Below are 14319 nucleotides of genomic sequence, written 5' to 3'. Positions count from 1 at the left end.
AACCTTTAACACAGCCTAATAAATTACACTTTTTAATAATGTTTCAATTCGCTCCATTGTTTTTCAAAATTACTAAATGGATCATCAGCTTCGATTATTTTGTTGACCTTACTCTTGTTCCACTTTTTATAAACAAGGTATAAAACGTATGCTGCTGCTAGACCAATAATTGCCGGTAAATTGTGAAGTGATGCAATTAGGACAATAAAGCCAATGATCCCCAGCCCAATTCGTCCACCAATAGATTTTGTTTTTAAGAATTGCTTAAAGATGAAATATAGTAAAACCACACTTACGAGTAATCCAACCATTGGACCAATGGTTGTCAGGAGGATGAATGCCGCAATTCCCCCGGCTAACAGTAAACCAAACTTTTTCATTTTTGTTTCACTCCTTTCTTTTCTTGTTTTCATCATACCTTTTTTCCTTGGCTCCCATAATTGAGCCTAAGCTTGATTTTTCTATCGGTCTTAAGACGTAGAAAAGGTCAGCCTCCTAATCGATTGCTTAAGAGACTGACCTTTGGTTTTACATTATTTAGATATAAACATCTGGACCCAGTAATAGCCATAGGAACCGCCCTTAGCGTAACCAACTCCAATTCTAGTGTTGGAGCTTAGGATATTGGCACGGTGACCTGAGCTATTCATCCATGACTGTACCACTGATTGTGGTGTGGTTTGTCCGGCAGCAATATTTTCCGCTGCTGTACGATAAGAAATACCAAAATTCTTCATCATGTCAAAAGGACTGCCATATGTCGGACTTGTGTGACTAAAATAATTTTTGTCCCGCATGTCCATTGCTTTGTAGCGTGCAACCCGTGACAATTCCCAATCTGCTGTCATGGCTGGCAGACCATTCTTAGCACGCTCTTGATTTGTAAGCTGAATAACCTGGTTTTCAATTGATTTTACACCGCTTAGATCAGGAATGGTTACCTTTTGACCTGGATAGATTAAGTTAGGATTCTTAAACTGCGGGTTTGCTGAAATCAGCTCACTAATTCCTACTTGGTACCTGACAGCAATTTTCCAAAGTGAGTCCCCTGATTGAACCGTGTAGATTTGTTGGGCAAAAGAGACACTTGGAATGCAGAATAAAGAAACTAAGAACAGAAAACTAAACCAAAAAGATTTTTTCATTTTATTCGCCTCCTCGATATATAATTTTGATTTCCGGTTCAAAATATACAGGCAGCGAAAAAAACTTTTCAGGCAGTAGAACTACAAACTTAGCAGTCTTTGGAGGACTAATAGTGGCAGACATTTCTGGAATGACTTATATCATGTTAATTTTAGCTAGCTACCGATTAACCCATTTAATTGTTTTTGATAAAATTACTGAATTTATCCGTAGACCATTTGTAAAAAAGGTCAAGGTGGAAACGAACGAGGGAACCACCACAAAGGAAGTTCCCACCTCCATGTTTGGCTATTTATTAAAATGCTATTGGTGTGCAGGGGTGTGGAGTGCTTTTTTTTTAGGCGGTTCCTACTTGCTCTTCCCCAAGGTCACCTATGTCATTATTTTAATTCTCTCGATTGCAGGCGGCCAATCAATTATCGAAACTTTTGTCGGAGTGAACATAAAAAAGGTTGATTACTACTCCGAGCTGCACAAAAAAGACAGTAACAAAAGTTAAGACAAGTGACAAAATTACATCCCCGTGCGCATATATTTAGATATGCTTCTAAGCAAGGCATATGTAAAGGGGGATTTTCAGGTGGCCATTTGGTGGATTACAACCATCGCTTTTGTCCTTTGTCTTGGTTTTGCTGGCGGAATCTTTATTCATTTCTTACGGCAGGGAATGGATACAGACGACGCGAAACGGATTGATAATATTAATTCCGATCAAGAATCCATGTAACATCCCTCATTTTGTAAATCAATATGGACTCGCCAATCGGCGAGTTTTTTTCTATAAAATAAAGTTCTCCCTTACTTCACATGATTTTTTCATTTTAGGAAAAATTAAACATGTGATTATTTTGAAGTGGAGGAATACATATGAGTCTATCTGAAAACCCCCAACGGTTTCCTCGAACATACTGGCGTGAAATTGAATTACCCACTTTTAAGCCCTTAGAGCAAGATATAAGTGTAGATGTTGCCATTGTTGGAGCTGGGATTACGGGGATTACTGCGGCCTACTTGCTTACTAAAGAAGGTCGAAAAGTAGCCTTACTTGAAGCGGGAGGAATCTTAAACGGAACTACCGGACACACAACGGCAAAATTAACAGCTCAGCATGGGCTTATTTATGATGAATTTATTAATCATTTCGGTAAGGAAAAAGCAAGACTATATTATGATTCCATGATGACGGCTGTTCAGTTTGTGGAGAATACTGTGAATGAGAAGGGGATTCAATGCGACTTTAGTAAGCAGGATGCCTATGTATATGCCACAACGGATGAGTATGCAGACAAACTAAAGACTGAGTGGGAAGCTTACAAGAGTCTTGATATTGAAGGAGCCTTGAAAGATTCGATTCCCTTTAAAATACCTGTAAAAGCCGCTCTGATGATGAGTAATCAGGCGCAATATCATCCATTAAAATTTTTAAAAGCACTTTTAGATGAGGCCGTTCAAGCGGGCTGTTCCGTTTATGAAAATACGGTTGCAGATAATATAGAGGATGACTTTACGGAGCCAAAAGTTATCACAAAAAACGGACAAAGAGTGACAGCTAAGCATGTGATCATTGCATCGCATTTTCCTTTTTATGATAAACCAGGACTATATTTTGCAAAAATGTATGCCGATCGTTCTTATGCCATCGGGATCAAAACGAAGCAGGAATATCCTGGCGGTATGTATATCAGCGCTGACAGTCCGTCACGTTCCATTCGTTATACCCCGCTCGATAATGGCGAAAATCTGTTGATTATTGGCGGCGAGAACCACAAAACAGGACAAGGTGTTGACACCTTAAAGCACTTTGAAGAGCTTCAAACCTTTACAGAAGAGGTTTTTGGCCTTAAGGAGTACCAATACCGATGGTCTGCTCAAGACAATGTGACCTTGGATAAAATGCCTTATATTGGTCCATATACGGTAGAACGAAAAAATGTTTTAATAGCAACCGGTTATAAAAAATGGGGAATGTCCACTGGTATTTTGGCAGGTCAAATTTTAAAAGATTATATTGTCGGGGGCACAAATCGTTTTGCAGCATTATTTTCACCATCCCGCTTTCATGCTGATCCTGATTTAAAGGAAATCATTTCGACTAATGCCGATGTTGCCAAGCACTTACTCAAAGGCAAGCTTGAAATAGTTGAAAAAGTACCAGAGGATTTACAGGATGGTGAAGGTTCGGTTGTGATGTATCGTGGCAAAAGAGCAGGTGCTTATAAGGATGAAAATGGCAAGCTCTATGTTGTCGATACGACCTGTACTCATCTTGGATGTGAATGTGAATGGAATCGTGCTGAAAAGTCTTGGGACTGCCCATGCCACGGCTCCCGCTATTCGTATGCAGGCGATGTGATTGAGGGTCCAACTAAAAAGCCGTTAGAGCTGCTTCAGGGAGAGTAATTTTTAAGAGGAAGATTAGTTAGTTCGAATTATATTAACAAAAAACCATCCGATATTAACAAAAAAATCGATATATTAACAAAAAATTCAAGGATATTAACAAAAAATAAGATATATTAACAAACCATCACAAGAATTCAAAAAACGCCTCCTTCCGATCGGGAGGAGGCGTTACCTTTTATTTGCTATTCGGACGATTCAGTTTTAATTCTTCACCCGTTGTAAATTCCACTAATTCAGCACTATCTTTCATGCCCTTCTTACGATTGTTATTACGCTGGGCATTGGCATTACCTAGCTTCTGTTTTCCCACACTACCATCTCCTTTTCAAGAAAATCATTTATAGTATGGATGAAACAGATTCCCCCTATTCCTCCCCTAAAACTGGCGGCTTCCGATAGCCGGTAATTTGTTCAAAGGCATAGGCAATTTCAATTAAAACCGGTTCACTAAAGGCTTTTCCTGCGAACGAAAGGCCGACCGGTTCTCCTTCTGCAGTGTAACCAATCGGAACGGTTACCGTTGGATATCCAGCCTTTGCGCTAATGTGCGACGCTTCATCATTAGGAATCACGATTACATCTAGGCGATTATTTTCAAGCGCAAAATCAATCCCTTGCTTAGTGGAATGATAAACATCAAACTCCAATGTATCAATATATGCCTGTTCCGTTAGTGAGCCGTTTGTTTCTTCTGATTCGATGAGTACAGCTTGTCCATATTTAAGCATTTGTTCTTGATTTTCCTTATTATAGGCAATTAAATCAGCAAGCGTTCTAATCGGAATGGAAGGATGCAGCTTACTTAAATAAGCGTTTAGATCTGGCTTAAATTCATACGTTAAAACGTCATACTTCCATTCTGCTTTGACTGAAGGAATGGAAATATTCTCAACTACATCAGCCTCTGAGCTTTGTAAAATTTCCAATGCGGATGTCACAACGTCGGCCTTATCCTTATTTAAACGCTCGATAAATCCTTCCGTTGCGATGCCAATTCTTTTTCCTTTAAGGCCATCCTTTCGCAGAAAATCGGTAAAATCTGTCCCTATTAAAGGGTTGGTTTTGGTAATGGGATCACGATCATCGCTTCCACATAATGCAGTCAGTAAAATGGCGGCATCTTGAACTGTTCTTGCCATTGGTCCTGCTGTATCTTGGGAGTGTGCAATGGGGATAATCCCTCTCCTGCTGATTAAGCCAACCGTTGGTTTGATACCTACTAAAGAGTTCTGGCAAGCGGGATTTAAAATCGATCCGGATGTTTCCGTGCCAACAGCAGCGGCTGCAAAATTAGCGGCAATCGCGGCACCTGAGCCAGAACTCGACCCGCCAACGTCAAACTTTTCAGGACCATACGGATTTAGGACTTGCCCGCCCCTAGAGCTATAACCGCTTTTCATTCCATATGCCATAAAATTGGCCCACTCTGTCATATTGGTTTTTCCTAGAATAACGGCCCCTGCTTGACGTAATTGTTCTGCTACAGCAGAATCCTCCAAGGCAATTGAATCCTTTAATGCCAAAGACCCTGCACTAGTGTGCATTTTGTCGTTTGTATCAATATTATCCTTAATTAAAATAGGAATACCGTGTAACCGCGTGCGCGGCCCGGATTTTTTCCGTTCAGTATCAAGAGCTTCTGCGATATGCAAAGCATCAGGATTAATCTCAAGGATGGAATGAATGGATTGATCCAAAATAGAGATCCGCTTTAGGTACAGCAGCACGAGCTCCTTTGATGTAAGCTCACCACTTGTTAGTCTTTCTTGCATCTCAAGAATCGTGGCCTCCTCAAGCCATTCATCATATAATTTTTTCAATTTTGGATTTTGCATGATTCTTCCCCCCTGTTTCCATTTACTATTCCAGTGGAGCCACAAAAAATCCTTTTAATGAAAAAAGCAGTGGAAGATACCACTACTTTTCTTACCGTTTTAGTTTTTGCTGACGCTGGTCTTCCGCCACAATTTTCCCTTGATAAAATACTCTTTTGTGAAGCGGGATTTGTAGTTCCCGGCAAAAACGCTTCAGTTCACGTTCTTCACGTTCGGTAACTAGTGAAATAATCGTCCCATTAGCTCCCATTCTTCCCGTTCTCCCGGCCCTATGCACATATTGGGTAATATCCTTGGGGAAGTCGATCTGAACGACATGGCTGACACCTTGAATATCCAGACCCCGAGCGGCAATATCTGTGGCAATCAGCATTTTCATTTTCCCATCACGGAAGTCCTTTAAGGCGGCTTGGCGTTCAAGCTTTTTCATATCACTATGGAGGATGCCAATGGATAACTCCTTAAACAACAATTTTTCTTTGAATACTTGAATCTCACCAATATCATTGATAAAGGCAAGTGATTTACTGTTTTCAAGGCGGACAATTTTTTCTAACAATTTGATTTTATCTCTTTGCTCAGACAAGAAGTAGATATGTTCCACTTCCCCAGAAGATGCGGCCTCGTCTTTTTTTATCCGCAAAACTTCAGGTTCATTTGCCATTTCCTTCGCTAATTTTTCTGTTGCCGGTTTCATAGTTGCCGAAAATAAAACGACTTGGCGGTCCCCGAGTGTTGATTTTACAATCTGCTGAACCGTCTGCAAATGCTCCGGAATTAACAGCTGGTCACCCTCATCCAGGACAACCATCTTAACTTCGTGCATTTTCACCTTTTTTTGCTTGATTAATTCCAGTAACCGTCCCGGAGTAGCAAAAATAACATGAGGCCGTTTTTTTAATTTTTCAAGCTGGCGTTTTAGGTTAGCTCCGCCAATAATAGAGGTGCCCCGAATCCCGCTTCCCTCTGACCACTTCTGGAACTCTTGATAAACCTGCATGACCAGCTCCTGTGAAGAAGCTAAAACGACAGACTGTAAGGAAGGCGTATTACTCTCGATTTTATTTAGTAATGGAAGCAAGTAAGCAAGCGTCTTTCCCGTACCGGTCGGTGATTCGGCAATGACATCTTTGCCTTCGAGTATGAGTGGAATCGCTGTTTCCTGGATAGATGTTGGTGCTTGGAAGCCTGACTTTTGCCATGCTTCCTGTAAAAAAGGTTGTAAGGTGTTTAACATTTCGTACTCCTTCTATATCTAAATCATTATTTACTTTTATTATTTGTTAACCCATATCGTATTGATACTATCTTATTATTCTTAAGGTGTCTAGTTTGGATTAAATAGAAGTATTAAAGTAAAGAATAACCCAGACCACGTGATAAACAAGGACTGATAAATATAGAACACAGGTTGAAATGAGCAGCATTCGAATCATTCCCTTAAAGGGCCGAAAATAAAATAAACCCAGTAAAAACAGCGGGAGAAATATCTTAATCAGATAAAAATAGGTCCACCCCTTGTTAATGACTTCTCTCATTACTGGGTTTCCTTCTTTAATAAAACCTGTTGAAATTCCGACATGTGTGAAGATTGCATCGATCAATCCAGCAGCAAGCAAAAAAATACAAGGCTTCATAATACCTCCCTAACACGAACTGTTAACACCATTCTTTCTATCTATTTATATGCAAATACATTCTTTATTACGAACCAGCAGACGGAGTAAAAGGCTGCTGTCAGCAACCTAATCTTTTTCCTAATTTACATATTTCCCGCTTTCAGGTTTAGCGATATCATTAAAATGATCTACCAAGTATTGAAGATTTGTTGAAAGTTCCTCTCCGCTCATCGGGATCCCATGCCCTGTCACAGCCCATTGCGGCTTTAGTGCCTCCAATTTTTTTACGGATTCATATGCAGCATCCCAATCAGTTGTATAATATCTCGGCGGACCGCTGATTACCTTTGATTGTGTTAGAACACTATATAGAGATTCCTGCTTTACGGTGACAAAAGCGTCTCCTGCAATCAATGCTCTGTCTTGTTCACGGAACAATGAGATATGCCCAGGAGAATGGCCTGGGGTAAATACCCATTTCCACCCAGACATATATGGAACAGTTCCGTCACTTGGAAGTGGCTGAACGTGAGCACTAATATCAATCCCATGGTTTGGGAACATCGGTGACATCTTGGCTACAAACCCACTGTCTACATTCGGATCCCCCGGCGGATAATCCTGTTTGCCCGTTAAATAGGGAAGCTCTTTTTCATGTGCGTATACAGGTATATTCCAATCCTCTAATAAAGCTGCAATCGACCCAACATGATCGAAATGTCCATGCGTGAGGATAATTGCCTTCGGAATGGCACCCTCTCCAAACCGCTTCTGAATCATGTCACTAATTTGTTCCGCTGACTTTGGCATTCCCGTGTCTACTAGCACAAATTCACTTGTCTCACTTGGATTTCCTACCAGGACAAGATTGACGATTTGGTCAGTATAACAATAAACATCTGGCAGAACAGCAACACCAATCCCGCTGCCAATGGAAGTCATTGGCAGAAATGAATCTTCGAATTTACTATCCTGAGTCTGATCCAATGAAGTACCCCCTTTTTTGATTAGTATTTAACCCGGAAAGTAAATTTATAAATGTTTCTAGTTGCCACGAGGTTAATATATTATAACAAACAACTATGTTCTTAATAAAGAATTTATTCTTTTAACTATCCCCTAAGCGATGTACACACCTATTTCAAGAAAACATATATAAATAAAAGTTTTTTAAATTCGAAAGGTTTGTGAACATTGTCGCTAATTCAATTTAACCATGTGCGATTGATGATAGAATAACATTAAGATAACAATTTAACGGAGTTGAATATGATGTTTAGCAGAATTGCTCTTCTCGTCTCATCTTTGTTCTTCTTATTTGGAACAAATAGCTTTGCTTATACACACTCAGAAGTATCTACTCCTAAATTCGATTCTGTTCAAACAGAATCGTTTGATAATCATTCAGCATTAACTGTGGTGACAGTCTCAAATACGAACCCAAATATATCAGCTACAGATACAGAAGACTCTAATAAAGAAACAGAAAGTGCGGTTTCACTTATGAAAAAACAGAGTGTTAAACCTTCTGTTAAAGACTACGTGGTTCCTATAGCAGTATGTCTTTTCCTCATTATCGGACTTAGCAGCTACTGGTTTGTGTTTAGGAAGAAGTATGTTTAGATAATGTTCGTCAATGCCAAAGAAGCGTGTATCCAAATGGTTACACGCCTTTTTATTTAGACATTCCCCCTTAATGAAAAGCTCTCCAAAATTCACCGTTGACATCAATCCATTCCTTTAGTTCATTAAAAGAGATTGTAAAGGTAGGAAAACCAGCAGCATAAGCAGCAATTTCATATGGTTGAAAGAAGATATTTAAACCAGCAGCATTAATAAAGAATGGCTGATCTGAATGAATACCATGGTATTCATTGGGAAAGAGGTAAGAATGTTGGTCATTACTTTTTATTTGGTCTGTAATTAAATCACTAATCTCCTTTACATAAGGGCTCCCTGATTTAAAGAGATCTTTTAACTGGTACAACCTGCCCGTTTTAAGGTTTATATGAGCATATTTCTTTATCGGCATGCCGTGAGCTGCACAAAAAGGATAATCATACCCTGTTATTTCAATCACCAATAAATTTTTCTCGTAAAAGGTAATCTCATAATCGCCTGTGTAATTAGATTCCAAAGGAATGGAAGGCACTGGTTTAACCCCAGCCATTTCCTTTAAAGTCTTATTTACTTGATTAAGATTTCCCATCCCCTTAATCTCAGGGTAATAAACGAGGTAATCATAATTTGGTTTATATTTATGTTCCACTACAGCATATTGCTTATTTAACGGAAAATTAGCTGCTTGTTTCCAAATCAACTCATTCGATTGGCTAAAATACATCAAGCGCTGATCAATAAAACCCTTTATTAAAGTCGTTTCGAAACTAAGCTGCCCGCTGCCAGTTACTTGGGGCAGATGTTCCATTTGGTTCCCTTGTTTATCGATAAAGTAAGTATGCTGATCATCCGAGACAGATAACATTCCGTTCTGAAAATATCCAATTTCACGAAAAAGGAACCCAGTAAAAATAAGTCCTTCATCGGTTGCCAAAGCAAAAATTGATCTCATACATGCCTGTTTTGGATCTACTTCCTTTCCGATGGCATACCGTTTTTCTCCTAAATATAAAATTTGATTATAATTTGGTTTTATAACAAATTGTCCAGCATGATTAATTAGTCCGTAGAGTTCCTTCTTATTAATTTCTAGACTGACAATGGCACGCCCGTCTATAAAATGTCCAGCCATTGTAAACTTTGGTTCCATTACAATGTTACCTTCAACATCAATATAGCCAAATAGCCCATCATTACTTCTTTTAAAAGAAAGAAGACCCTGTCCATAGTTTCCAACCCATGCATAGGGGTAGGTATGCAGTACATTCCCTGTAAGGTCAATTAGTTGATAATGACCTCCTTTTTCTTTTACAACTGCTCTTCCCTCTTTAAATTCATTGGTCGATTCATAAATCATAGGGATTACCACTTTACCCCGTTTATTTAAATAACCATATAAATAATTTCCCTGCACATCATTTTCTGCCGCCTCTACGCGACCCTCTTTATATGCGGGACTTATGAAAGAGTATGCTTTTTCAGTTACTTCTTTACCGCTTTCATCTATCACCTTGAAGCCTTCGTGGTCATTTACCACGGAGCGGCCTTCTGAGAACGGCTGGATGGTATCATATTTTGGCTTAACGATTAAATAACCTTTTTCATTGATAACACCTGTTTTACTCATTAAGCTTATAATCGCTAAATCATTATCTTGGAAATCCCCTGCATGGTCGTAAATTGGAGGAAAAACAATTTGGCCTTTCGGATTGATATATCCCCACTTACTTCCGCCAATCTCCCTAATTGCGACTGGGAATAAATAAACGGCTCTTATTTCAAAAATTCCATTAAGTACCCGTTCTGCACTTTTCTCAACTAACTTAGAAACTGGAAAATAGGATAGATAAAAGCCATACGGATTCTTTAAAATAAACAAATATGGCCGTTGATGATAACGATAAAGACCAAAGACTTCATTAATACCGTCACCATCCAAGTCTGCCCATCTTACAATGGCTTGATCGTTTTGGTATAAGATTTCTGCTCCAGCGGGGAGGTAAGGTATAACCAGGCTTACCACTTGATTTAATTCAACCATTGTTTCTCACCCATTTTTTTTAATATATATATGAATGAGATGGGCGGTTGTGTGATATGATTTTCCCAATATAAAAATAGCACACTGCTGGGGTGTACTATCTAGGCCAATCTCTTATAAATTCTCCTTCACGTTGTACTCTTTAAGGATGCTCTCGATTTTGAGTGCTTTGCCAATGTCTCCTTGAATTTTTAGTTTACCAGTCATAAAAGCCATTGTTCCATTCAACTTCCCTAACAAGAACAGCTGAAAATTCGTTAAGGACATGTTCAAGGTACAATCGGCAGATGCCTTTTCCCCCCTAATGACTGCTGCACCTCCATCTTTGAAATGAAGTTGAAAGATATTCTGTTCCACTCCGTGAATATCGAACTGATAAATGGCCGTAAACCCTTGGATCGGCTCAGGATTCTTGTTTATAATTTCTTCAATCAGATTCATTAAATCCTGTAGAGAATACTCTTCAATGGTTTTTGACAACGACAACACCCCTTATAAAACAGTATAGCTTAATGATACTAGTACGTATCCGTATTGTTCAATGATATCTTTTCACCTTTTCTCGCAGAAAAGAGACAAATTAAGCAAAGCCTGATTTGCCTCTTTTACTTTTAAAAAGGAGCTCACATGATTAATTGCCTAAATGGGCAAAAGCACTGATTACAATACGATTTAGCAGGCGGGCAAGCTCATCAAACTCAATGGGAGCTGCTTGATTATAATGTTGGACAACCACTTCGTTGATGGCCCCTACCATTGCCTGTGATACAATATGCATTTCCTTCTCTGAAACCGTTTCAGGCAGAGAACCTTTCACGGTTTGAAAAATAAGCCGGGCAAAAAGGCGATGCGCTTCACTTCTAACCTTTTCCACTTCTTGTGAAACACCCACTGATTCAACTAACATCAGGGTAGCAGCCTTTATATCGGTAAAACAAATTTCAATATAGCGGCGTATCCCTGCATAAGCCTTATAGGCATTACGCTCCTCTCGAGCGGTTGAGTGCCTAACCTCGTTGAGAATTTCCTCGGTAACAACCCTTAACAGCCCAGCCATTAATTCCTCTTTACTTGAGAAATGTTGATAAAAGGTCGTTTTTGAGACTCGCGCCATTTCAACAATATCCAGAACGGAGGTTGCTTTAAAGCCTTCTGTGGTGAACCTTAAGAGACCCGCATATAGAATTTTGTCTCTCGCTTCTTTTGGCATTTCCGCTAAAAATAACATGACATCAGTCCCATCCATTTAATACGACAACGTATTCATCTTCATTTTAAGAAAGAAAGCGATGACCGACAATATGCAGGTATAAAAATAAACAGCCACCTGGCTGCTTATTTCTAATGACCAATATACCGGGCTTCCGGGATTAATTGTTTCCATTCAGCATAAGTAATTATCGTATTCCAGTGGCCTGTCATTTTCGCAACACCAACTACCACGAAGAATAAAACAAAGAACGTCACCGGAACAAACCATTTATTTACCTTTCTCTTTGCTACAGTCATGTTTAACGTATCCTTAATCGGACATGCCTCTACACAAGACATACAGGCTGAGCAATTTAGAGACGTTACTTTTTCCACCTGATGAACCTTTAATCGCTGTGGACATACCTTTGTACACATTTCACAATTGGTACAGGTATCAATGTTTCTTTCAATTTTGGTTATTCTTAAAATGGAACCCAGGCCAATGAATGCACCATATGGGCATAAAAAACGACACCAGAAGTTCCGAAAGAATAAAGATAAAATAAAAATAACGATAATGAACTTCAAGGTAAATCCACTAATGTTTAAGAATAAAAGCAGCATTTTCACATCTGAAACTTTATTATAGTTATCTACGAGAAAACTTTTGGCACTAAAGATATCCATTTGAAGAACCATAGCGATAAAAAATAACAACAGCATATACTTTATGGGGGTTAAGAGCCAAACAAGCCATTTAGGCAGATCAAAGTTTCTTTTAAACATCTTTCTGCCAAGCCAGGCAATCAGTTCGTTTGCTGTACCCACTGGACAAATCCAACTGCAAAAGGATTTACGGAGAAGGATTCCTGCCCCGACAAAAAACGAGAGCAAAACTAGACCCGCCGGATGAATCATATCAAAATCCCCGCTGGTCAGCCAAACCTTCAAGGCAACAAGGGAACTGATAGGCAAAAATCCCTCTACAGCAGATGGACGCTCCACAAAAGGTGCTTTTCCATTTGTTACAAAATGATCGTAAAATTGATAAAATTGCAGACCTATATAGAGTGAAAACAACAAAAACACAGCTTGAACGGCATATCTGGCGAACTGCACGGGCTTACGTTTCAACTGCTTCCTATACCATGCTTTTGACTTCATAAAGCTTCCTCCATTCATTATTAACCTAACTATAATGAACGCTTTTTGGGAGGTAAGTGATATAAATCATTCGATTCCTTTATGTCGAAAAAATGTCACATTGCCATTCTTAAATTTGTCAATAAATGAATTAATCTGCCTTATACATGATATGATTCTGCTTTCTGGCCTCTTCGGTAATCCGAAGGACGATTTTACTCCAATCCTTTAATTGCTCATATTCTTTAAGATTATTTGTTTCCATTATCTTCGCGATATTAATACATTCATAAACCATGTTTTGTTCTTCTTGGTCCACACCTAAGATTTTACTTTCCTTTGTACGTGTATCATGGAATGTAATTTCTGAGATTGGGGCGGCATCTTCAAGGACAAACGTCCCCTTCTCTCCGTGAATTTCACAAGGAATAATTGAATCTACTATTTTAGAACAAAGAACAGTACAAACAAATCCTTCATAATTTAAAAGTAATGTTCCACTCCCGTCGACACCGCTTCGCAATACAACAGGGTGGTACGAAACCTGTTGAGGTTCCCCGAACAAGCAGACCGCTAAATACAAAGGATACACCCCTAAATCAACCAGTGCCCCGCCTGAATAGGCCGCTGAGAAGATATTAGGTTCCTCACCCTTTAGAAATGAATCATAACGGGAGGAGTATTTCATATAAGGAAGGATTGCACTTCTGAGTGGGCCGGCCATGTGCAGTTTTTCCTTTAGGATTTTAAAATTAGGAGTATGTATATTTCGAATCGCTTCAAATAAGTAGACCCCATTTTCTTCAGCCGTTTGGTAGGCTTCTTCTAATTCAGCCGTATTTGAAAAAATCGGTTTTTCGCAGATAACATGTTTTTTATTTTTCAAAAAGGTGAGGGTTTGCTCAAAATGAAGAGAATTTGGTGATGCAATATATACAGCCTGGATTTCTTCACTCTTAGCCATTTCATCTACATCAGTAAAATAAAGAGGTGCGTTATAGTGTTGAGCAAGCTGTTTCGCTTTTTCCTCCGTTCGTGAATGCACCCCAACTAATTGGTATTGTTCACTAAGTTTAGCAGCCTGAATAAAAGATTCTGTAATCCATCCTGTACCTACTGTAGCAAATTTGATCATAGTCCTACCTCTTCCTATTGATTACTTCAAATTACCATTTTATCCTTTTTAGGTTTCACTTTCCAATATAATCAAGGAAAAATTCATATTCTTCCTGTTTTGAACGTGAATTGTTGGGAACAATGGAAAAATATCAGATTTTATGTTATATGTAATAGATATGAAGAAAAGTGCAGGGCTTCA

Annotated in this window: 16 protein-coding genes; 4 read left to right on the top strand and 12 right to left on the bottom strand. The window is 39.0% G+C overall.

Features of this window, described 5'->3' with window-relative positions; genetic code table 11:
- Positions 1-32: 32 nt before the first annotated feature.
- Positions 33-380, bottom strand: a complete 348-nt coding sequence (locus V7266_RS21590; protein WP_335470802.1) for a flagellar basal body rod protein — start codon at positions 378-380, stop codon at positions 33-35.
- Between the two features lie 153 nt (positions 381-533).
- On the bottom strand, positions 534-1145 hold the full coding sequence (gene safA, locus V7266_RS21585) for a SafA/ExsA family spore coat assembly protein (protein ID WP_335470800.1): 612 nt from the start codon (positions 1143-1145) through the stop codon (positions 534-536).
- A gap of 113 nt (positions 1146-1258) precedes the next feature.
- On the opposite strand from safA, the gene V7266_RS21580 reads away from it, so the two are divergent.
- The 3 genes from V7266_RS21580 (at position 1259) to V7266_RS21570 (ending at position 3546) form a co-directional block, all read left to right on the top strand.
- Positions 1259-1645, top strand: coding sequence for a DUF1360 domain-containing protein (locus V7266_RS21580; RefSeq protein ID WP_335470797.1), 387 nt, complete (start codon positions 1259-1261; stop codon positions 1643-1645).
- Between the two features lie 81 nt (positions 1646-1726).
- Positions 1727-1873 carry a hypothetical protein gene (locus V7266_RS21575; protein WP_335470794.1) on the top strand — a complete coding sequence of 49 codons (147 nt, stop codon included), beginning with the start codon at positions 1727-1729 and terminating at the stop codon, positions 1871-1873.
- Positions 1874-2013: 140 nt separating this feature from the next.
- Complete coding sequence (locus V7266_RS21570; RefSeq protein WP_335470792.1) at positions 2014-3546, top strand: FAD-dependent oxidoreductase; 1533 nt, start codon at positions 2014-2016, stop codon at positions 3544-3546.
- A 178-nt stretch (positions 3547-3724) separates the two neighbouring features.
- Here the strand turns inward: V7266_RS21570 and V7266_RS21565 are convergent, their stop codons facing one another.
- From V7266_RS21565 to V7266_RS21545, 5 genes are all read right to left on the bottom strand, one after another.
- Positions 3725-3859, bottom strand: a complete 135-nt coding sequence (locus V7266_RS21565) for a hypothetical protein (RefSeq protein WP_255286495.1) — start codon at positions 3857-3859, stop codon at positions 3725-3727.
- 55 nt (positions 3860-3914) lie between these two features.
- Positions 3915-5384, bottom strand: coding sequence for an amidase family protein (locus V7266_RS21560; protein ID WP_335470791.1), 1470 nt, complete (start codon positions 5382-5384; stop codon positions 3915-3917).
- 91 nt (positions 5385-5475) lie between these two features.
- Positions 5476-6621 carry a DEAD/DEAH box helicase gene (locus tag V7266_RS21555; RefSeq protein WP_335470787.1) on the bottom strand — a complete coding sequence of 382 codons (1146 nt, stop codon included), beginning with the start codon at positions 6619-6621 and terminating at the stop codon, positions 5476-5478.
- Between the two features lie 100 nt (positions 6622-6721).
- Entirely contained in the window at positions 6722-7021 is a 300-nt protein-coding gene (locus V7266_RS21550; RefSeq protein WP_335470785.1) for a DUF5658 family protein, read from the bottom strand.
- A gap of 120 nt (positions 7022-7141) precedes the next feature.
- Positions 7142-7990: an MBL fold metallo-hydrolase gene (locus tag V7266_RS21545; protein ID WP_420491474.1), complete on the bottom strand. Its 849-nt coding sequence runs from the start codon at positions 7988-7990 to the stop codon at positions 7142-7144.
- Between the two features lie 285 nt (positions 7991-8275).
- On the opposite strand from V7266_RS21545, the gene V7266_RS21540 reads away from it, so the two are divergent.
- Positions 8276-8626, top strand: a complete 351-nt coding sequence (locus tag V7266_RS21540) for a hypothetical protein (RefSeq protein WP_335470782.1) — start codon at positions 8276-8278, stop codon at positions 8624-8626.
- Between the two features lie 70 nt (positions 8627-8696).
- On the opposite strand, the gene V7266_RS21535 is transcribed toward V7266_RS21540, so the two are convergent.
- The 5 genes from V7266_RS21535 to V7266_RS21515 all read right to left on the bottom strand — a co-directional run bounded on the left by V7266_RS21535 (position 8697) and on the right by V7266_RS21515 (position 14133).
- Entirely contained in the window at positions 8697-10664 is a 1968-nt protein-coding gene (locus V7266_RS21535) for a WG repeat-containing protein (protein WP_335470780.1), read from the bottom strand.
- Between the two features lie 114 nt (positions 10665-10778).
- On the bottom strand, positions 10779-11153 hold the full coding sequence (locus V7266_RS21530) for an SCP2 sterol-binding domain-containing protein (RefSeq protein WP_335470778.1): 375 nt from the start codon (positions 11151-11153) through the stop codon (positions 10779-10781).
- 142 nt (positions 11154-11295) lie between these two features.
- A complete protein-coding gene (locus V7266_RS21525; protein WP_335470777.1) occupies positions 11296-11892 on the bottom strand; it encodes a TetR/AcrR family transcriptional regulator in 597 nt (198 codons plus the stop codon).
- Between the two features lie 113 nt (positions 11893-12005).
- Positions 12006-13022 (bottom strand): 4Fe-4S binding protein, encoded by a 1017-nt coding sequence (locus V7266_RS21520; protein WP_335470775.1) that lies wholly within the window; start codon positions 13020-13022, stop codon positions 12006-12008.
- 130 nt (positions 13023-13152) lie between these two features.
- Complete coding sequence (locus V7266_RS21515) at positions 13153-14133, bottom strand: Gfo/Idh/MocA family protein (RefSeq protein ID WP_335470873.1); 981 nt, start codon at positions 14131-14133, stop codon at positions 13153-13155.
- Positions 14134-14319 lie beyond the last annotated feature (186 nt).

The sequence above is a fragment of the Neobacillus drentensis genome (genome assembly GCF_036965645.1).
Classification (GTDB): domain Bacteria; phylum Bacillota; class Bacilli; order Bacillales; family Cytobacillaceae; genus Neobacillus; species Neobacillus drentensis_D.
This window is presented reverse-complemented; position numbering and strand designations above follow the sequence as displayed.